This window comes from Escherichia sp. E1130, assembly GCF_005781065.1.
Taxonomy (GTDB): Bacteria; Pseudomonadota; Gammaproteobacteria; order Enterobacterales; family Enterobacteriaceae; genus Escherichia.
Genome location: NZ_VATL01000012.1, coordinates 18,371 through 39,540, shown reverse-complemented (window position 1 = coordinate 39,540; position 21,170 = coordinate 18,371). Strand labels below are relative to the sequence as shown.

At 53.0% G+C, this 21,170-nt stretch carries 18 protein-coding genes; 2 read left to right on the top strand and 16 right to left on the bottom strand.

Annotated features, from left to right (window positions below):
- Positions 1 to 2: 2 nt before the first annotated feature.
- The 13 genes from nuoM to lrhA form a co-directional block, all read right to left on the bottom strand.
- Complete coding sequence (nuoM, locus tag FEK66_RS10975) at positions 3 to 1,532, bottom strand: NADH-quinone oxidoreductase subunit M (protein WP_130257464.1); 1,530 nt, start codon at positions 1,530 to 1,532, stop codon at positions 3 to 5.
- A 230-nt stretch (positions 1,533 to 1,762) separates the two neighbouring features.
- On the bottom strand, positions 1,763 to 3,604 hold the full coding sequence (gene nuoL, locus FEK66_RS10970) for an NADH-quinone oxidoreductase subunit L (protein ID WP_001056618.1): 1,842 nt from the start codon (positions 3,602 to 3,604) through the stop codon (positions 1,763 to 1,765).
- Positions 3,601 to 3,903 (bottom strand): NADH-quinone oxidoreductase subunit NuoK, encoded by a 303-nt coding sequence (gene nuoK / locus FEK66_RS10965; RefSeq protein WP_000612644.1) that lies wholly within the window; start codon positions 3,901 to 3,903, stop codon positions 3,601 to 3,603. Before nuoK ends, nuoL begins: the two co-directional genes overlap by 4 nt.
- The gene (gene nuoJ / locus FEK66_RS10960) at positions 3,900 to 4,454 is read right to left on the bottom strand and encodes an NADH-quinone oxidoreductase subunit J (RefSeq protein WP_000393511.1); all 555 of its coding nucleotides are present in this window, start codon (positions 4,452 to 4,454) and stop codon (positions 3,900 to 3,902) included. Before nuoJ ends, nuoK begins: the two co-directional genes overlap by 4 nt.
- Before the next feature lie 11 nt (positions 4,455 to 4,465).
- Complete coding sequence (gene nuoI, locus FEK66_RS10955; RefSeq protein WP_000172749.1) at positions 4,466 to 5,008, bottom strand: NADH-quinone oxidoreductase subunit NuoI; 543 nt, start codon at positions 5,006 to 5,008, stop codon at positions 4,466 to 4,468.
- Positions 5,009 to 5,022: 14 nt separating this feature from the next.
- Complete coding sequence (gene nuoH / locus FEK66_RS10950; protein WP_000118507.1) at positions 5,023 to 6,000, bottom strand: NADH-quinone oxidoreductase subunit NuoH; 978 nt, start codon at positions 5,998 to 6,000, stop codon at positions 5,023 to 5,025.
- Entirely contained in the window at positions 5,997 to 8,723 is a 2,727-nt protein-coding gene (gene nuoG, locus FEK66_RS10945; protein WP_135494647.1) for an NADH-quinone oxidoreductase subunit NuoG, read from the bottom strand. Before nuoG ends, nuoH begins: the two co-directional genes overlap by 4 nt.
- A 52-nt stretch (positions 8,724 to 8,775) precedes the next feature.
- Positions 8,776 to 10,113, bottom strand: a complete 1,338-nt coding sequence (nuoF, locus tag FEK66_RS10940) for an NADH-quinone oxidoreductase subunit NuoF (protein ID WP_000789507.1) — start codon at positions 10,111 to 10,113, stop codon at positions 8,776 to 8,778.
- Positions 10,110 to 10,610: an NADH-quinone oxidoreductase subunit NuoE gene (nuoE, locus tag FEK66_RS10935; protein WP_000545042.1), complete on the bottom strand. Its 501-nt coding sequence runs from the start codon at positions 10,608 to 10,610 to the stop codon at positions 10,110 to 10,112. Before nuoE ends, nuoF begins: the two co-directional genes overlap by 4 nt.
- 2 nt (positions 10,611 to 10,612) lie before the next feature.
- The gene (gene nuoC, locus FEK66_RS10930) at positions 10,613 to 12,415 is read right to left on the bottom strand and encodes an NADH-quinone oxidoreductase subunit C/D (RefSeq protein ID WP_000247878.1); all 1,803 of its coding nucleotides are present in this window, start codon (positions 12,413 to 12,415) and stop codon (positions 10,613 to 10,615) included.
- A gap of 93 nt (positions 12,416 to 12,508) precedes the next feature.
- Positions 12,509 to 13,171 carry an NADH-quinone oxidoreductase subunit NuoB gene (nuoB, locus tag FEK66_RS10925; RefSeq protein ID WP_000386733.1) on the bottom strand — a complete coding sequence of 221 codons (663 nt, stop codon included), beginning with the start codon at positions 13,169 to 13,171 and terminating at the stop codon, positions 12,509 to 12,511.
- 15 nt (positions 13,172 to 13,186) lie between these two features.
- Entirely contained in the window at positions 13,187 to 13,630 is a 444-nt protein-coding gene (nuoA, locus tag FEK66_RS10920) for an NADH-quinone oxidoreductase subunit NuoA (RefSeq protein WP_000062997.1), read from the bottom strand.
- A 620-nt stretch (positions 13,631 to 14,250) separates the two neighbouring features.
- A complete protein-coding gene (gene lrhA, locus FEK66_RS10915) occupies positions 14,251 to 15,189 on the bottom strand; it encodes a transcriptional regulator LrhA (protein ID WP_130207219.1) in 939 nt (312 codons plus the stop codon).
- A 924-nt stretch (positions 15,190 to 16,113) separates the two neighbouring features.
- Between lrhA and alaA the strand changes: the two genes are divergently transcribed.
- Both alaA and yfbR read left to right on the top strand, forming a co-directional pair.
- Complete coding sequence (alaA, locus tag FEK66_RS10910) at positions 16,114 to 17,331, top strand: alanine transaminase AlaA (RefSeq protein WP_064526608.1); 1,218 nt, start codon at positions 16,114 to 16,116, stop codon at positions 17,329 to 17,331.
- A gap of 83 nt (positions 17,332 to 17,414) precedes the next feature.
- The gene (yfbR, locus tag FEK66_RS10905) at positions 17,415 to 18,014 is read left to right on the top strand and encodes a 5'-deoxynucleotidase (protein ID WP_130207221.1); all 600 of its coding nucleotides are present in this window, start codon (positions 17,415 to 17,417) and stop codon (positions 18,012 to 18,014) included.
- A gap of 60 nt (positions 18,015 to 18,074) precedes the next feature.
- Here yfbR and FEK66_RS10900 read toward each other — a convergent pair whose 3' ends face one another.
- From FEK66_RS10900 to FEK66_RS10890, 3 genes are all read right to left on the bottom strand, one after another.
- On the bottom strand, positions 18,075 to 19,907 hold the full coding sequence (locus FEK66_RS10900) for an SLC13 family permease (protein WP_130207223.1): 1,833 nt from the start codon (positions 19,905 to 19,907) through the stop codon (positions 18,075 to 18,077).
- Positions 19,908 to 19,993: 86 nt separating this feature from the next.
- Positions 19,994 to 20,644, bottom strand: a complete 651-nt coding sequence (hxpA, locus tag FEK66_RS10895; protein ID WP_130260563.1) for a hexitol phosphatase HxpA — start codon at positions 20,642 to 20,644, stop codon at positions 19,994 to 19,996.
- Positions 20,645 to 20,654: 10 nt separating this feature from the next.
- The gene (locus FEK66_RS10890; RefSeq protein ID WP_064526599.1) at positions 20,655 to 21,149 is read right to left on the bottom strand and encodes a YfbU family protein; all 495 of its coding nucleotides are present in this window, start codon (positions 21,147 to 21,149) and stop codon (positions 20,655 to 20,657) included.
- Positions 21,150 to 21,170 lie beyond the last annotated feature (21 nt).

Genomic DNA, 21,170 nt, shown 5'->3' with positions numbered 1-21,170 from the left:
ATTTACGGCCTTGTAGTAGTAACGGAATTAACAAACCACTGCTGGATATTGCCAATCGCGGAGTGCGAGGTATCCAGAATCGGCTGCGGATAGAAGCCCAGCAGTACCAGCAGCACCACCAGCAACAGGATCATAAACAGCTCGCGCAGCGACATCCCTGGCAGTTCTTTGCTGGCAATCTCGCTTTTCGCTTTACCGAAGTAAGCGCGATGTAACATTGCCAGCGAATAAACAGATGCAAAGACCAGCCCAAAGGTAGAGATAACGGTAATCACCGGGACAACCTGGAAGCTGCCGAACAGAATCATAAATTCGCCGACGAAGTTACCGGTGCCTGGCATCCCAAGCGTTGCCACCGCAAAGAACAGCGACAGTGCTGGCAGCCATTTCATCTTGCTCCACAGACCGCCCATCATGCGCATGTCGCGGGTATGGATACGTTCATAGAGCTGACCGCAGAGAATAAACAGACCCGCCGCTGACAAGCCGTGCGCAATCATCTGAATTACCGCGCCCTGGTAGGCCAACTGGCTGCCGGTGTAGATGGCAATCAGCACGAAGCCCATGTGGGAAACCGAGGTGTAGGCGATCAGACGTTTGATATCGGTCTGGGCGAAGGCCATCCACGCACCGTAGAAGATGCCGATAACACCCAGCCACATAGCGATTGGTGCAAACTCTGCCGACGCGTTCGGGAACAGCGGCAGGGAGAAACGCAGCAGACCGTAAGCGGCGGTTTTCAGCAAGATCCCCGCGAGGTCAACGGAACCGGCGGTCGGAGCCTGGGAGTGCGCATCCGGCAGCCAGCCATGCAGCGGAACCACCGGCATTTTCACCGCGAAGGCGATGAAGAAGCCCAGCATCAACAGGTATTCCACGCCGTTAGACATCGGCGTATTCAGCAGCTCTTCATAGTTGAAGGTCCAGACGCCGGTCGCGTTGTAGTGAACAAAGACCAGCGCCAGGATGGCGATCAACATCACCAGACCACTCGCCTGGGTATAAATGAAGAACTTGGTTGCCGCCGTGATACGCGTTTTACCGTCAGAAGCTTTATGCCCCCACAGTGCGATCAGGAAGTACATCGGCACCAACATCATTTCCCAGAAGAAGAAGAACAGGAACATGTCGATGGCAAGGAACACGCCGATAACGCCGCCCAGGATCCACATCAGGTTGAGGTGGAAGAAGCCCTGATATTTTTCGATTTCGTTCCACGAACAGAGTACCGCCAGCACGCCGAGCAGACCGGTCAGCACGACCATCAGCAGCGACAGACCGTCAATGGCGAGATGGATAGAGATACCAAAACGCGGGATCCACGGCATGTCGAATTCAGACTGCCACTGCGGAATTCCGGCGGATTGCGTCAGTGAATAACCGCCCTGCAACCACAGTTGCAGCGACAGCGCCAGCGTCAATCCCATGGTGATCAGCGCTACCCAGCGCGGCACCTTTACGCCAAAGCGTTCGGTCTGCCAGCACAGGAAGCCGCCGATAAAGGGGATTAGTATTAACCAGGGTAATAACATAGCTAAGTATGTCCCTTATATTTACTCCTGCTCAGGCTATCTCACTCGCCAGCCCGAATCCCGGCAGTGCTCGCAATCCTCACGTACTTAAGTACGCTCCGGTTGCTGTGCGCTGGCGGTATCCGGTCTGACTTCGCCGATGACGCCTGTACTTCAGGAACAGTTACCTAAAATTTATTCTTAGTTCACAGACCCGGCGCAGCGCCGGGTATATTCACTCAGCCAACAACTCAACGCAGTACCATCAACAGTGCCAGCACCACGACCGCACCGATGCTCATGGATGCCACATACCAGCGCAGGTAGCCGTTCTCGCTTAACAGCAGACCTTTACCTGCAAAGCGGGAAAGAACCGCCGGGATGTTCATCATTGAGTTCAGCGGATCGCGTTTCAGCAACCAGGCAATCCCCAGGAACGGCTTGACGAATACTTTGTCATACAGCCAGTCGAAGCCCCAGGCGTTGTACCACCAGGTGCCCAGCAGGCGGCCCGGCGCACTGTTGGCGATGGAGGTCACCAGAGTACGTTTACCCAGCCACAGCCAGGCTGCCAGCAGAATGCCGACAACCGCGACCACGCCAGAGGTAATTTCCAGGGTCAACATGCTGCCGTGCGCCAGTTCCGTCGTTTGCGGAAGCACGCCCTGCAGCGGCGGTACAATCAGTGCGCCAACGAAGGTGGAAAGGATCAGCAGCACAATCAGCGGCAGGCTGTGAGTTACCCCTTTCACGGCGTGAGCGTGAATTTGTTCTTTTCCGTGGAAGACGATGAAAATCATACGGAAGGTGTAGAGCGAGGTCATAAACGCACCGACCAGACCTGCCACCATCAGATTGATATGACCATTCGCCATCGCACCCGCGAGGATCTCATCCTTACTGAAGAAGCCCGCAGTGACCAGCGGCAGTGCCGACAGTGCTGCGCCGCCCACCAGGAAGCAGAGATAAACCAGCGGAATAGATTTACGCAGACCGCCCATCTTGAAGATGTTCTGTTCGTGATGGCAGGCCAGAATGACGGAACCGGATGCCAGGAACAGCAGCGCTTTAAAGAACGCGTGGGTCATCAAGTGGAAAATCGCCGCATCCCATGCCTGCACGCCAAGCGCGAGGAACATGTAGCCAATCTGGCTCATGGTAGAGTAAGCGAGAACACGTTTGATGTCGGTCTGTACCAGCGCGGCAAAACCGGCCAGCAGCAGCGTAACCGCCCCAACAATACCCACCAGATGCAGAACTTCCGGCGTCATCAGGAACAGGCCGTGGGTACGGGCGATCAGGTAGACACCTGCGGTTACCATCGTTGCGGCGTGGATCAGCGCGGAGACAGGCGTCGGGCCCGCCATCGCGTCAGCAAGCCATGTCTGCAACGGCAGCTGCGCAGATTTACCAACCGCACCGCCCAGCAGCATCAGCGTCGCCCACATCAGCATGTTATTGCCGTCAGCAAAGTGCGCAGGCGCCAGTTCCACCATTTCACGGAAGTTCAGCGTACCCAACTCGTTGTAGAGAATGAACAGCGCGAAAGCGAGGAACACGTCACCCACACGGGTCACGACGAACGCTTTCATTGCCGCAGCGCCATTCTTCGGATCGGTGTAATAGAAACCGATCAGCAGATAGGAGCACAGGCCCACGCCTTCCCAGCCGAGGTACATCAGCAGCAGGTTATCGGCGAGAACCAGAACGACCATGCTGGCGATGAACAGGTTGGTGTAGGCGAAGAAGCGAGAGTAGCCCTCTTCACCGCGCATGTACCAGGAGGCGTACATGTGGATCAGGAAACCCACACCGGTAACCACCGAGAGCATGGTCAGCGACAGGCCGTCCAGCACCAGATTGAAACCGATGTTAAAGTCGCCTACCGACATCCACGTCCACAGCGGCTGGCTGTATGCCTGCTCACCGTTAGCGAAGAAGTCAACGCCGATAAAGGCAGTTACCAGCGCCGCCAGGCCCACAGAGCCAACGCCGACGATCGCCGAGACGTTTTCAGACCAGCGCCCACGGGAGAACGCCAGCAGGACGAAGCCAATCAATGGCAAAATAATGGTTAAGGCAAGCATGTTCATCCGCGCATCTCACTTACTGAATCGATGTTCAGGTTCTGGCGACGACGGTGAAGTTGCAGCAGCAGCGCAAGGCCGATACTCGCTTCTGCCGCCGCGAGGCTGATGGCGAGAATGTACATCACCTGACCGTCGGTCTGGCCCCAGTAGCTTCCGGCGACCACAAAGGCCAGCGCGGAGGCGTTAATCATGATTTCCAGACCAATCAGCATAAACAGCAGATTGCGACGGATAACCAGACCGGTTAAGCCAAGAACGAATAAGATTGCCGCGAGGATCAGTCCATGTTGTAAGGGGATCATGCGTGCTCCTCCGTTTTTCTTTTCGCGCTGTCGTCTTTACGATTGCTCAGCACTTCACCCGCACGCTCTTCACGACCGACGTGGAAGGCCACAACCAGACCCGCGAGCAGCAGCATAGAAGCCAGTTCCACCGCCAGTACGTAAGGCCCGAACAGCGTAATACCCACTGCTTTAGCACTGATTGGCGTACCGTCGATACCCTGATCGTTAACACCGAGGATGGCGTAAACAATCACCACCAGCATGATGGCCGACAAAATTGCCGGACCAATCCACACCTGCGGTTTCAGCCACTGGCGTTCTTGTTCGATTTCCGAACCGCCCAGGTTGAGCATCATCACCACGAACACGAACAGCACCATAATGGCACCCGCGTAGACGATAATTTCCAACGCACCGGCGAAGTAAGCGCCCAGCGAGAAGAACACCCCGGAAATCGCCAGCAGCGAAATAATCAGGTACAGCAGTGCGTGTACCGGATTGGTATGGGTGATCACTCGCAAGGTCGCAAGTATGGCTATCAGGCCACAGATATAAAAAGCGAACTCCATTGCCCCTCTCCTTACGGTAACAGGCTCTTGACGTCGATAGGCTTGGCTTCGTTCTCTGCTTCGCCCTTATCTTTGCCGTCGATTGCCATACCTGCCATCCGGTAGAAGTTATATTCCGGGTATTTGCCCGGACCGGAGATCAGCAGATCCTCTTTCTCGTAAACCAGGTCCTGGCGCTTGTATTCCCCCATTTCGAAATCCGGGGTTAACTGAATCGCCGTGGTCGGACAGGCTTCTTCGCACAAACCACAGAAAATGCAGCGTGAGAAGTTGATGCGGAAAAATTCCGGATACCAGCGACCGTCTTTGGTTTCTGCTTTTTGCAGCGAGATACAGCCGACCGGGCAGGCTACCGCGCAGAGGTTACAAGCTACGCAACGCTCTTCGCCGTCCGGGTCGCGGGTCAGAACGATACGACCACGATAACGGGGCGGCAGATAGACCGGCTCTTCCGGGTACATTCGCGTTTCGCGTTTGGCGAACGCGTGCAGGCCGATCATCCAGATACTACGAACCTGGGTGCCGAAACCTACTAACAATTCTTTTAAGGTCATGGTCTTATTGCCCCTTATTGCGCCTGCCAGAGAATGACAGCCGCCGTTACCAGCAAGTTGATCAGCGTCAGCGGCAGGCAGATTTTCCAGCCGAAGGACATTACCTGGTCATAACGCGGACGCGGTAACGACGCACGAATCAAAATGAACATCATCATAAAGAACGCGGTTTTCAGCGCGAACCAGATGAATGGCGGTAACAACGGGCCTTGCCAGCCACCGAAGAACAGCGTCACCATCAGTGCAGAGATGGTCACAATCCCGATGTATTCACCCACGAAAAACAGACCGAACTTCATGCCGGAATATTCAATGTGGTAACCATCCGCCAGTTCCTGCTCGGCTTCCGGCTGGTCAAACGGGTGACGGTGACACACCGCCACGCCCGCGATGGCAAAGGTAATAAAACCAAAGAATTGCGGGATGACGTTCCACACATGCGCCTGGCTGTTGACGATGTCGGTCATGTTGAATGAACCGGCCTGCGCCACCACGCCCATCAGGGAAAGCCCGAGGAACACTTCGTAGCTCAGGGTCTGCGCAGAAGCACGCATCGCACCCAGCAGCGAGTATTTGTTGTTACTTGACCAGCCCGCAAACAGCACCGCGTAAACCGCCAGACCGGCCATCATCAGGAAGAACAAAATCCCGATGTTCAGGTCGGCAACCACCCAACCTGGGCTGACTGGCACAATCGCAAAGGCCAGCAGCAGCGAGGTAAAAGCAATCATCGGTGCCAGGGTAAAGATGACGCGATCCGAGAATTTCGGGATCCAGTCTTCTTTAAAGAACATTTTGATCATGTCCGCAACCAGCTGGAGCGAACCGCCCCAGCCAACACGGTTAGGTCCGTAACGGTTCTGGAACAGACCCAGCAGGCGACGTTCGCCAAAGCTCATGAATGCCCCACAGGTGACAACCACCAGCAGGATCACCACCGCTTTGAGGATGGTCAGCAGGATCTCAATCAGTTCCGGTGATATCCAACTCATTGTTGTGCCTCCTTGAGATCCTCAAGATGCGCGCCGGCCAGCACCGGAGCAATGCCGGACATACCCATCGGCAAGCCCACCTGCCCTGCCGTCAGCCCTTCGGCGATTTCAACCGGTAGCGTGACCGTGTTGCCATCGTAGCTAAAGGAGACGCGTGTCCCCGCATTCACACCTAACTTCGCGGCATCTGCCGGGTTGAGTTTGATGTACGGCTGCGGCATACGGCTCTGGAAGACCGGAGCACGCTGTGACAATTCATCGCTGCCAAACAGGTGGTAGTACGGCGCGATACGCCATTTCCCGTCCTGCGGCTGGAAGCGTGCCGGTACGCTGATGAAGTAATCCAGACCATTTTCGCTGGTTTCAAACAGACGCACGCCCGGATCGCCAAAGCGCAGTTTGCCGCCCACTTCGTCCTGGAATTTGTTCCACGCCTGCGGGGAGTTCCAGCCTGGCGCCCAGGCAAACGGCACTTGCGAACGGTGCGCCGTCGGCTGGTTGTTACCTTCCATCGAGAAGGTGAACATGGTGTCAATGTCCTGCGGCTGACGCGGCTCATGAACGCTGATGTTGGCGCGCATGGCAGTACGACCGCTGTAACGGTGCGGCTCACGGGCCAGTTTCTGCCCACGAATGCGGAATGTCGCATCCGGTGCGGCATCTTTGATACCCGCCAGTTCCGGGATTTTCGCCACAACGGCGTCAATCACGTGGTCGAGCTGCGTCCAGTCCACTTCTCGGCTCAGCAGGGTGCTGTGCAACGAGTGCAGCCAGCGCCAGCTTTCCAGCATGACAGTTTTGCTGTCGTAATAGGACGGGTCGTAAACCTGGAAGAAACGTTGGGCGCGGCCTTCGTTATTAATTACCGTACCGTCGCTTTCAGCAAAGCTGGCGGCGGAAAGCACCAGATGGGCGTTTTCCATGATCGCTGTGCGTTGATGGTCAACCACCATCACCAGCGGCGCTTTAGCCAGCGCAGCATTCACGCGGGTAGCGGAAGCGTGACGATGCAGATCGTTTTCCAGCACCACCACCGCGTCGGCGCGTCCGGTTTCCAGTTCGGTTAACGCTTCTTCCAGCGAACCACCGCCCATAATGCCCAGCCCCATACTGTTGACGGAACGGGCAATCATGGTGATACCGACGTCAGCACCGCGACCTTTCAGGGCTTTCGCGACGTTAGCCGCCGCCTGAATCACCTCTAAGCTACCGGCGTTCGTCCCGGAGATAATCAACGGTTTCTTCGCACCAGCCAGTGCCTGCACGATGACGTCGATTTTGCTTTGCAGCTCAGGTTCAATACCGTCAACCGCTGGCGCAGAGTTGTCCAGCGCATGGGCGATGGCAAAACCTAAACGCGCCTGATCTTCAACCGGTGCGCGGTAAGTCCACGCCGCAATATCATCCAGACGGGTGTCATCAACGTTGGTAACAAACAGCGGATGTTTCGCACGTTGACCGATGTTGAGGATTGCCGCAATCTGCCAGTCAGCCACTTTCTGTGCTGCCGCCATTTCGCGCGCTTTACCTTTCACCGCCTGACGAACTGCCAGCGCGACGCGCGCGCCGGTCTGGGTAACGTCTTCGCCCAGCACCAGTACCGCATCATAAGATTCGATTTCGCGCAGTGCCGGAGTATAAATGCCGCCTTCACGCAGCACTTTTAGTGCCAGTTGCAGACGTTCCTGCTCACCGTGAGCGATACCGGTATAGAAGTTTTCTTCGCCCACCAGCTCACGCAGCGCAAAGTTGCTTTCCACGCTGGCACGCGGAGAACCAATACCGATCACTTTCTTCGACTGACGCAGAATATCTGCCGCGCCCTGCATTGCCTGTTCGGCGTTGAGGGTAATGAAATCATCGCCACGACGCTGTACTGGCTGACGCGGACGATCTTTCAGGTTGACGTAGCCGTAACCGAAACGACCACGGTCGCAGAGGAAGTAGTGGTTTACCGTACCGTTGTAACGGTTTTCGATACGACGCAGTTCGCCGTAACGTTCACCGGGGCTGATGTTACAGCCGATGGAACATTGCTGGCAGATGCTCGGCGCAAACTGCATATCCCATTTACGGTTGTAACGCTCGGAGTGCGTTTTGTCGGTAAATACGCCGGTCGGGCAAATTTCGACCAGGTTACCGGAAAATTCGCTTTCCAGCGTGCCGTCTTCCGGGCGACCGAAGTAGACGTTGTCGTGCGCGCCATAAACGCCCAGATCTGTACCGTCAGCGTAATCTTTGTAGTAACGCACGCAGCGGTAGCAGGCGATGCAGCGGTTCATTTCGTGAGAGATGAACGGCCCCAGGTCCTGATTGCGGTGGGTACGTTTGGTGAAACGGTAGCGACGGAAGGTATGCCCGGTCATCACGGTCATATCCTGAAGATGGCAGTTACCGCCTTCTTCACATACCGGACAGTCGTGCGGATGGTTAGTCATCAACCACTCGACCACACTTTCACGGAACTGTTTCGCTTCTTCGTCGTCAATGGAAATAAAGGTGCCATCGGAAGCCGGTGTCATACAGGACATCACCAGGCGACCACGCGTGTCTTCCGCGTTTTGGTATTGCTTCACCGCACACTGGCGGCAAGCACCGACGCTTCCCAGCGCCGGATGCCAGCAAAAGTAAGGAATATCAAGGCCCAGAGACAGACAAGCTTCCAGCAGGTTGTCCGCTCCGTTGACCTCGTATTCTTTGCCGTCTACATGAATTGTAGCCATTAGCATGCTTCCAGTTTTCTCGGTCAGGGACCGAGCGTTAATCGAAATTCGGTTACCAGCGCTCTTTCAGCAGGTTCGGCTGAATCCCATTAATCAAATGGGTATTGCTGAACGGCTGTTTGATTCCCGCCTCAAATTCTTCGCGGAAATATTTGATGGCGCTCTGTAACGGCTCCACTGCACCAGGTGCGTGGGCACAGAAAGTTTTACCCGGGCCTAAGAATCGACACAGTTGCTCAAGTGTTTCGATATCGCCCGGCTGACCTTCGCCACGCTCCAGCGCACGCAGAATTTTCACGCTCCACGGCAGACCGTCGCGGCACGGCGTACACCAGCCGCAGGACTCACGGGCGAAAAACTCTTCCAGGTTACGCACCAGCGACACCATGTTGATCTCATGGTCAACCGCCATCGCCAGCGCCGTACCCAGACGGCTTCCCGCTTTACCGATACTTTCGAATTCCATCGGCAGGTCAAGGTGCGCTTCGGTCAGGAAGTCGGTGCCCGCGCCGCCTGGCTGCCAGGCTTTGAATTTCAGACCGTCACGCATACCACCGGCGTAATCTTCGAGGATCTCGCGCGCGGTGGTGCCGAACGGCAGTTCCCACAGGCCCGGATTTTTCACCCGACCGGAGAAGCCCATCAGCTTGGTGCCAGCATCTTTACTTTTCGAGATGTTCTGATACCACTCCACGCCGTTAGCGAGGATCGCCGGAACGTTACACAGAGTTTCGACGTTGTTGACGCAGGTTGGTTTACCCCATGCACCGGAGGTTGCCGGGAATGGCGGTTTTGAGCGAGGGTTAGCGCGACGCCCTTCCAGGGAGTTGATTAACGCCGTTTCTTCACCGCAGATATAGCGCCCTGCCCCGGTATGGACGAACAGTTCAAAATCAAAACCTGTTCCCATAATATTTTTACCGAGCAGACCCGCTTCGGTCGCTTCGGCAATGGCACGGCGCAGATTCACGGCTGCTTCAATATATTCGCCACGCAGGAAGATGTAGCCACGGTAGGCTTTCAGCGCAAACGCGGAAATAAGCATGCCTTCCACCAGCAGGTGCGGCAGTTGCTCCATCAGCAGACGGTCTTTATAAGTGCCAGGCTCCATTTCATCGGCGTTACATAGCAGGTAACGGATGTTCATGGATTCGTCTTTCGGCATCAGGCTCCACTTCAGGCCAGTTGAAAAGCCTGCACCGCCGCGCCCTTTCAGACCAGAGTCTTTAACCTGATTAACGATCTCGTCCGGAGACAGCCCGGTCAGCGCCTTACGCGCGCCTTCGTAACCGTTTTTGCTGCGGTATTCGTCCAGCCATACTGGCTGTTTGTCATCACGCAGACGCCAGGTTAGCGGATGCGTTTCGGGAGTACGGATAATGTTTTTCATTTATACCGCTCCAGCAGTTCAGGGATCGCTTCCGGGGTCAGATGCGCGTGAGTGTCCTCATCGATCATCATGTTTGGCCCTTTATCACAGTTCCCCAGGCAGCAAGTTGGCAGCAGCGTAAAGCGGCCATCAAATGTCGTTTGCCCTGGTTTGATGTTCAGCTTTTTCTCCAGCGCCGCCTGAATGCCCTGGTAACCGTTGATGTGACAAACCACGCTGTCGCAATAACGGATCACATGGCGGCCTACCGGCTGACGGAAGATCTGGCTGTAGAACGTTGCCACACCTTCGACGTCGCTCGCCGGAATACCCAGCACATCGGCGATCGCGTGGATCGCGCCATCCGGCACCCAGCCACGCTGCTTCTGAACGATTTTCAGCGCTTCAATGGACGCCGCACGCGGGTCTTCGTAGTGGTGCATCTCGTGCTCAATCGCTTCACGCTCTGCCGCACTCAGCTCAAAAGCCTCGGTTTGTGGTTGTTGATTCTCGTGCATAATTAGCGGTCCACATCTGACATAACAAAATCGATACTGCCCAGATAAACAATCAGGTCAGACACCAGGCTGCCGCGGATCGCCGCCGGAATTTGCTGCAAATGCGCATAACTTGGCGTACGGATACGGGTGCGATAACTCATGGTGCTGCCGTCACTGGTCAGGTAGTAACTATTGATCCCTTTAGTCGCCTCAATCATCTGGAAGGATTCATTGGCAGGCATCACCGGACCCCACGACACTTGCAGGAAGTGGGTGATCAGGGTTTCGATATGTTGCAGCGTGCGCTCTTTCGGCGGCGGCGTGGTCAGCGGGTGATCCGCTTTGAACGGGCCTTCCGGCATGTTGTTGAGGCACTGCTCAAGAATGCGCAGACTCTGGCGCAGCTCTTCCACTTTAAGCATTACGCGGGTGTAGCAGTCAGAAACACCACCACCCACCGGGATTTCAAAGTCGAAGTTTTCATAGCCAGAATAAGGACGCGCCTTACGCACGTCGAAGTCGATCCCGGTAGCACGCAGGCCCGCGCCAGTGGTGCCCCACTCCAGCGCCTCTTTCGCGCCATAGGCGGCAACGCCCTGGGAACGACCTTTCAGAATGGTGTTTTGCAGCGCCGCTTTCTCGTAAGACGCCAGACGTTTCGGCATCCAGTCGAGGAACTCACGCAGCAGGCGATCCCAGCCACGCGGCAGGTCATGCGCTACGCCGCCAATACGGAACCACGCCGGGTGCATACGGAAACCAGTGATTGCTTCCACCAGATCGTAAATTTTCTGCCGATCGGTAAAGGCAAAGAACACTGGCGTCATTGCGCCGACGTCCTGAATAAAGGTCGAGATATAGAGCAGGTGACTGTTGATGCGGAACAGTTCGGAGAGCATTACGCGAATGACGTTAACGCGATCCGGCACGGTGATCCCAGCCAGTTTCTCTACCGCCAGCACGTAAGGCATTTCGTTAACGCAGCCGCCGAGATATTCGATACGGTCAGTATACGGAATGTAGCTGTGCCAGGACTGGCGTTCGCCCATTTTCTCAGCGCCACGGTGGTGGTAGCCGATGTCGGGTACGCAGTCGACAATCTCTTCGCCATCGAGTTGCAAAACGATACGGAAAGCCCCGTGCGCCGACGGGTGGTTTGGACCAAGGTTGAGGAACATGAAGTCCTCGTTTTCGGTGCCGCGCTTCATCCCCCACTCTTCCGGTTTGAAGGTCAGGGCTTCCATCTCCAGATCCTGTTTGGCTTTGGTCAGCTCAAACGGCGAGAATTCGGTAGCGCGCGCCGGGTAATCTTTACGCAGCGGGTGACCTTTCCAGGTTTGCGGCATCATGATGCGGCGCAGGTTCGGGTGACCGTCGAAAGTAATGCCAAACAGATCCCAGGTTTCACGCTCATACCAGTTAGCGTTCGGGAACAGTTTGGTAAAGGTCGGTACGTGCAGGTCGTTTTCTGCCAGCGCCACCTTCAGCATGATGTCGCGGTTACGATCGATAGAAATCAGATGGTAGAAAACGGAAAAATCCGCGGCAGGTAACCCTTCGCGGTGTGTGCGCAGACGTTCGTCCATGCCGTGTAAGTCAAACAGCATGACGTAAGGTTTCGGCAGTTTCTTTAAGAAATCGCCAACTTCCAGTAATTGTTCACGCTTGATCCACACAACGGGAACCCCGGTGCGAGTCGCCTGAACAGTAAAGGCATCCGGCCCAAAACGGTTGCGCAGTTCGCCAATCACCGGATCATCAAGATGATCGCGGGTCTGCCAGGCGGGTTCTTGCGCGGTTAAGTCGGTCATATTGTTCACCATTGCAAATGGTCCGTGGTGACTGTCGGCGCAGTAAGCTTCGCGAAATAGATTTAGGAATAAGCGAAGAAAAATCCCTTTGCCGACAGGCGCAAATTAAATCTCGTCAGGTGTACGCAGGTTGGTTACGGCAATGCGTTCACCGCGCTTGCGTTCGCGCTCTGATTGCATATTGGCGCGATAAACGCCTTGATCGCCAACCACCCAGGAGAGCGGACGACGTTCTTTACCGATAGATTCCTGCAACAGCATCAGTGCCTGCATGTACGCTTCAGGACGCGGCGGGCAGCCCGGGATATACACATCAACCGGGATGAATTTATCGACGCCCTGCACAACGGAATAAATATCGTACATACCGCCGGAGTTGGCACAGGCACCCATTGAGATAACCCATTTTGGTTCCAGCATCTGGTCATAAAGACGCTGAATAACCGGTGCCATTTTTGTAAAGCAGGTTCCTGCCACCACCATCAGGTCAGCCTGACGCGGCGAAGCACGCAATACTTCTGCGCCAAAACGCGCCACGTCATGCACCGCGGTAAACGAAGTCACCATCTCAACGTAACAGCAGGAAAGACCGAAGTTATACGGCCAAATTGAGTTTTTACGACCCCAGTTAACCATGTCATTGAGCTTGCCCATAAACACGTTTTTGTTAACTTCTTGCTCCAGAGGGTCGGTTACGATCTCCTGCTTTTGCAGGGGGTAACGGTCGTTCTCACCGTTGGGATCTATGCGGGTGAGCGTATAATCCATCTTAATGCCTCGCGGTTAGCGTTGACGATTAGCGATACTGTTCGTTTCCGGGTTCATACGCTCGCGGCGTGAACGCGCGGGCGTCCAGTCCAGCGCGCCAATACGCACCAGATAAACCAGACCTGCCAGTAACACAAAAATAAAAATTGCAGCTTCCACAAAGCCTACCCAGCCGCTTTCGCGGATAGAGGTTGACCATGCGAACAGATACAGCGCTTCAACGTCGAAGATAACGAAGAACATGGCCACCAGATAAAATTTGGCGGACAGGCGTAAGCGGGCGGAGCCGACCGAGTCGATACCGGATTCAAACGGCACGTTTTTCGACCTCGCGCGTGCGCGACCGCCTAAAAACCAACCGCCTACCAGCATCAGGCAACACAGGCCAATGGCAACGATAAGAAAGATAGCGAATGCCCAGTGATGAGCGATGACTTCAGTGGATGTTGACATACTCATTGCTTACTCATCAAAAGTAGCGCCAGATTCACTGCTCTTCACGGCAGATGGACGCCACATCGATTCATGGGGAGGAATAAAAAAAACCTTACAACTACTGTAATAACAATTTTATACAGTGAATTGATGTGGTCTTTTACCCCTTTCTATAACCTTTTGTCAACTTTAACAAAAGCTTCTTCACATTAATTTACATAATACCAACAACCCTTGCATTTAATGCTCTTCATCCCAGATCATTGACGACTCCAGGAAAATTAGATGTTGTTGAATCGTGTCCGTTGTGAAGCAATGGAAAAAATACGGGCCTATTTTGACAGGAATTTGTGTCGATTCCTCCCCCTAAAAGAGAGTATTTTCTTGATCTGTGACACGCTTTTGTTAATCCATAACAAAAATACAGCAACAAGTTCACGTATTTTTTAACATTATTGTAGCAGGAGATTTTTATCAGGCGATTTTTTGTTCGCGCGTATAGAGAATGGAGGTCGGTTGAAAAACGAACACATTTGTTCAAAATCAGGAAAAGTCGTCATCATTTATTGTAAAAAAAAGCCACTGACGTTCAAAAAAACATCAGTGGCTTGTTTTTACAAATGTGGTTACCTGGTACCAGGCAATTATTCGTAATCGCCTTCAATTAACAGAGAATCATCCCCTTCATGAGCTCCTGTCGCGCTGAACTGCCATGGATTCTGATAACTCTCCATAGCCTGATATATCACCTGGGCCAGTTCATTACCGCTGGACGGATCATAGCAGAGCAAATATTCGGTATCTGGCAGTGGTGGTAAACCGTCCACAGCACTCAAGACGCGCAGGTCCGGACTCATCATCTCAACCGGCCTGGCCGTTACACCCAATCCCGCTTTCACGGCAGCACGGACCGCCGGCAACGTGGAGGCGACATAAGCCAGACGCCATGGAATATCTGCTTTATTGAGTGTTGCCAGAACCATATCGCGGAACGGACTAGGATCATCCAGCAACACCAGAGGGATCGGCTCGCCTTTTTGCAATACGTATTCCGCAGCGCAATACCAGTGCGTTGGAGAAGTTCTCAGGTTCAACGCCTTAAAGGTATCAGGACGATTTGTGGTAACCATTAAATCCACTTCCTGGGACTTCAGCATATCTGCCATGTAAGCATTACGCTTAACGCGGACATCCAGCGCAAGTTTCGGATAAACCGAACTCACGCGATTAAGCAGGAAAGGTAAGATCGTATCAGCAGATTCATCTGAAGCGCCGATTGTTAACACGCCCTGAAGATTACTGAACATCAATGATGAGCAAGCTTCATCATTAAAACGCAGGATCTTCCTGGCATAGCCAAGAAGCTGAATGCCATGTTCAGTTAACAGTTTGTTACGACCATGCCGAGCGAACAGTTCTTTCCCAACGAGTTGTTCAAGACGTTGCATTTGCTGACTAACAGCGGACTGAGTACGACACACGGCGGCAGCTGCGGCAGCAAAAGTGTTCAGATCGGCAACAGCAACAAATGTTCTCAGCAGATCGAGGTCGAGGTTAATTATCGGACGATTTGCACTTATCATATATTATCACTTACTGGCGGCTCATACTGAGCTGGTTAATGCTGTGCACACACAAACAAGCAATTCCATTTGTAATGTGCCTCCCTGGCAGTTTCATCCGGAAGTCTGGATGAAAGTTAAAATGCATATGAGTTGCACTAATAAGAACGACTCACATTGTTCCGTTATAATGCCTGAAGTAGTTCACAGAATATATCTTCAGGAATCGCATATCTATTAAGTTACTCACTCTTTTCTATTTATGACATGCGAGTGTTTGCGTAAATGTAAATGTTGATCCTTGTTCCACTACTAGCAAAGCGGCGCCAACCCAGCGTGAACACGCATAAGCGGCGATGATTTGTCTGCATCAAAAGTGGGGGTTCCGTCATTTAAGCGAGCATTTTACCCTAAAACCCATTTATTTATAAGGGCCATTGCGAATTATCTGATGCAAAGTTATGTTATGTTAGGCAAAGTAATCTTCTATTATTAATAAGCACAACAAAACCTTTTTGAATATTAAATAATAATTAATTAGCACACCCTGCATTCATTAATTACGCTTAACAATAGTTTCGCACGTCATCACCTATACGACACTTCGGCAATCACTACTCTGTTAATGTTTCACTTATAATGAAAATATCATGAATATGTTATGTTCGTGATTTCTTAAATCAAAGGAAATTCGCACATTTATCTACCAGACAAAAAACTATGCATTAGATTAATACTTAGAATAAATCACTACAAAACACAAATCATTAAGCATATGCATCTCAATATTTAACGATTATTAAGTTATTAACAGCACATTCCCTTCTTTTACTCTCGCAAAATCTTGTTCTGCAGAACTTCAAAACACCGCCTCGGGGGAGTACATTGTTCTAAGCTGACTTCCACGGCAGGGAGTGGCGATAACAGCAAAAAAGGTCAAGATTCATGTCACCCATTGAAAAATCCAGCAAGTTAGAGAATGTCTGTTATGACATCCGTGGTCCGGTGCTGAAAGAAGCAAAACGCCTGGAAGAAGAAGGTAACAAGGTATTGAAACTGAACATCGGCAACCCAGCCCCGTTCGGTTTTGACGCTCCTGATGAGATCCTGGTTGACGTGATACGCAACCTCCCGACCGCTCAGGGCTATTGTGATTCAAAAGGCCTCTACTCTGCGCGTAAAGCCATCATGCAGCACTATCAGGCGCGAGGCATGCGTGATGTTACCGTGGAAGATATTTACATCGGCAATGGTGTATCGGAGCTTATCGTTCAGGCAATGCAGGCCTTGCTGAACAGCGGGGATGAAATGTTGGTTCCTGCACCTGATTACCCACTATGGACCGCGGCGGTTTCGCTCTCCAGCGGTAAAGCGGTGCACTACCTTTGTGACGAGTCCTCTGACTGGTTTCCGGACCTTGATGATATTCGCGCTAAAATTACGCCTCGTACGCGCGGTATCGTTATTATCAACCCGAACAACCCTACCGGCGCGGTTTATTCCAAAGAGCTTTTAATGGAAATTGTGGAGATTGCGCGTCAGCATAATCTCATTATCTTCGCCGATGAAATTTACGACAAAATTCTCTACGACGACGCCGAGCATCACTCGATCGCGGCGATGGCGCCTGACCTGCTGACCATTACCTTTAACGGTCTGTCGAAAACGTATCGCGTGGCAGGCTTCCGTCAGGGCTGGATGGTGCTGAACGGGCCGAAAAAACACGCCAAAGGCTACATCGAAGGTCTGGAGATGCTGGCCTCAATGCGACTTTGCGCCAACGTTCCCGCACAACACGCGATTCAGACCGCATTGGGCGGCTATCAGAGTATCAGTGAATTTATCTTACCAGGCGGGCGTCTTTACGAGCAGCGTAATCGCGCATGGGAATTGATTAACGACATTCCAGGCGTTTCCTGCGTGAAGCCACGCGGCGCGCTGTACATGTTCCCAAAAATCGACGCCAAACGTTTTAATATTCACGACGACCAGAAGATGGTGCTGGACTTCCTGTTACAGGAAAAAGTTCTGCTGGTTCAGGGGACGGCTTTTAACTGGCCGTGGCCGGATCACTTCCGCATAGTTACGCTGCCGCGCGTTGATGATATCGAACTGTCATTAAGTAAATTCGCTCGTTTCCTTTCTGGCTATCATCAGCTGTAATCTTAAATTCACTGCCGGAGATTGCATCCGGCAGTGTTATCCCCCCACAATGATCTCATGAAGTCATCACACGCAAGGTCGTTATGAAGCAGAGCCATTTTTTTGCCCATCTCTCCCGTCTGAAACTCATTAACCGCTGGCCGTTAATGCGCAATGTACGGACAGAAAATGTGTCTGAGCACAGTTTGCAGGTGGCGATGGTCGCCCATGCGCTGGCTGCTATTAAAAACCGTAAGTTTGGCGGAAATGTCAACGCTGAACGCATCGCTCTGCTGGCGATGTACCACGATGCCTCTGAAGTGCTCACCGGCGATCTCCCTACCCCAGTGAAATATTTCAACTCGCAAATCGCTCAGGAATACAAAGCCATTGAAAAAATCGCCCAACAAAAGCTGGTCGATATGGTTCCGGAGGAGTTGCGGGATATTTTCGCGCCATTAATCGATGAAAATGCGTATAGCGATGAAGAAAAGTCGCTGGTGAAACAGGCTGATGCACTTTGTGCCTATCTGAAATGTCTGGAAGAGCTCGCAGCCGGAAATAATGAATTTTTGCTGGCAAAAACGCGGCTGGAAGCGACGCTTGAAGCGCGCCGCAGCCAGGAGATGGACTACTTCATTGAAGTCTTTGTTCCCAGCTTCCAACTATCGCTCGATGAGATTAGCCAGGATTCGCCGCTGTAAGCAGACAGATACCAGCCGACGCAGCCTGATAAGACGCGCCAGCGTCGCATCGGGCTCTCGTTAAAACGGAAACAGCATCGGAATCATCACCACGCAAACCGCCATCACAATAACGGTGAACGGTACTCCCAGCTTCACAAAATCACTAAAGCTGTAATTTCCCGGCCCTAAAACCAACGTGTTAACCGGTGAGGAAACTGGCGTCATAAAGGCGGCGGATGCTGCCATCGCCACCACCATGGCAAATGGATACGGCGAGACGCCCATTGTTTTAGCCGCGGCCAGCGCAATCGGCGCCATCAACACAGCCGTTGCCGTATTCGAAATAAACAAACCAATCACCGCCGACAAGACAAACAAACAGCCAAGCATCATATGCGGCCCGTAACCGCCGCCGATGTCCATTAACCCTTTCACCGCCAGCGCGACACCGCCTGTTTTCTGTAGCGCTACCGCGAACGGCATCATCCCAACGATCAAAATAATGCTCGGCCAGTGAATGGATTTATAGGCGCTTTCAGCATCGATACAGCGGAATTTCCCCATCAGCAGGCAGGCAATGATAGCCGCGATGGGATTAGGGATTTCATCAGTCAGCATTAACGCCACCATCAACACCAGACAGAAAATGGCATGGGGTGCCTGACTGTGCGCAGGCGATGCTTCACTCACTTCTTCCGGTAAGTTCAGCGCCACGAAGTCGCGGCCCTGTTTTGCCAACATACCGATAAGCTTCCAGTTACCGACGACCAGAATGATATCGCCCAGCAGCAGAGGCTCATCCGCCAGCGAACCTTCTAGCGCCACGCCGTTGCGTTTCAGGCCCACCACATTCAGTCCGTAGCGCGTACGAAAGCCAATTTCGCGCACCGATTTACCAATCAACTCAGACTCAGGAATTAATGAAATCTCCGCCATGCCAACATCAAGGGCTTGATCGGAAAAATACTCGCCGCGCAGCACCATCGGTTCCAGCAATTGTTCACTACAAAATTGTCGGAGATCGACATCAGCCGCAGACATATCAATAAGCAAAACGTCACGCGCCCGGAATTCAGAAACCCCGTTCACGTTCACAATAACGCGACGAAAACGCCGCCAGCGTTCAACACCGATGACGTTAGCGCCATAACGTTCACGTAATTTGAGATCGTCCAGTCGCTGGCCAATCATCGGCGAACCGGGACGAATGGCCAGGCGACGCGCGCGCCCGGTAAGTCGGTATTCACGGATAAGATCGCGGAAGGTACGACGCGTCCAGCCTTCGCGCGGCGGGGTCTGGGCATCCCCTTTCAGCATGAAACGCATCACTAACATATACAAGATGCCCAGCACCAGTACGACCAGGCCGATGGGGGTTACGCTAAAGAAACTAAAACCATGATAGCCTTCACGCAGCAATTCACTGTTAATCACCAGGTTAGGTGGCGTTGCCACCAGCGTCATCATGCCGCTGATCAGCCCGGCAAAACTTAACGGCATCATCAGGCGCGACGGCGACGTTTGCATGCGCATAGCGACGCTTAACACCACAGGGATAAAGATAGCGACGACGCCCGTTGAACTCATAAACGCGCCAAGGCCCGCAACGGTCAGCATCAACAAAACCAACATTTTGATTTCACTGTTGCCTGCCACTTTAACCAGCCATGTCCCCATTACAGTGGCGACACCCGTGCGGACTAAACCATCGCCAATAATAAACAAGGCGGCGATCAGTACCACGTTAGGATCGGAAAAACCGGAAAACACTTCAGGGACGGTCAGCGTACCGCTTAATGCAAACGCAACAATGACAAACAAAGCGACCGCATCCATACGCACTCTGCCAGTCGCAAACAAGACGATAGCAACCGCCAGTAATGAAAGAACCCAGATCAATTCACCGTTCACAACGTATCCTTGTTAATTGAGGGGGATGGCCTAATTCTGCCACAAAAAAGCCCCGTCGGGACGGGGCTAAATCATGATCTGGCGTTTCACGCAATAATAACGTCACCATTTGGCTGTTTGATCACAGTAATTTGTTCCAGACTATGGAGGACCAAATCTACCTCATTCAGACGCGGCGTCTCAGCCGGTGCATTGACTGCGATAACCTTGCAACCCGCCGCCAGGCCAGAAAGCACACCAGCGGGAGCATCCTCTACCACCACGCATTCCTGCGGCGCAAGGCCCAACAGTTGTGCACCTAACAGATATGCATCCGGCTCTGGTTTTCCACGTTTAACCCGCTCTGCGGTAACAAACACTTCCGGCGCGGGAAGTCCGGCGACTTTGTGACGTGCTCGCGCAACAGGCATGGAACCAGAAGTGACAATGGCCCACGGAATCCCCGCTTTATTCAAATGATTGAGTAAAGCTATCGCCCCTGGGAGTGCGGTAATACCTTCGGTTTCCGTGGCCTCGATTTGTTCCAGACGGGTAAACTCGGCGGCAATTTCCGTCTCCGATTTGCCCATCATGAAATGGCGCAGAGACGTAATCGCCTGTTTACCATGAATAAACGCCAGCACATCTTCCGGTGCTAGCCCATGACGTCTGGCCCAGTTGCTCCACGCCCGCTCTACCGCGGGCAGAGAATCCACCAGCGTTCCATCCAGATCAAACAGAAAACCTTTACACCGCACGCGGGCCTCCTCAGGCGTTGATGATTTGGTTAATTTCGTTAGCGCTCAGGTGATACTGACGCGGGCAGGCATGCCAGACATTCAACATGCGCAGATATTTCTCCCACATTGGCGTCTGGGCATTAAAACCGTGAGTTCCGGCATCAAAATGGGTGTAACGCCCTTCAACGTTAACCATAAAGCGGACATAACCGAGATAACGTGCTTCGGTGGCGGCGTCAAAGCCGAGGAAGGTGACACGACGTTCATCGATGGATTGCTGGTCCTGTAAATTAGACCAGGAAACATGCAGCGCGTGATACATCTCCATAATGTCGATGATAGTGCGGCAAGTTTCTTCTTTCAGCTCGCCAAACTCGCGATCCAGTTCACGCATTTGTAAACCATAACCACGCTCAATGATTGTTTGCAGGCGACGGTAACGTTCAGCATTTGCCGGATCGAGCATAGTCATCATTTTGTACTGGTTAGACAAAATAAGACGTTGTGCGTTGGTCATTTCCATTGTTGACTCCTGTATCACTCT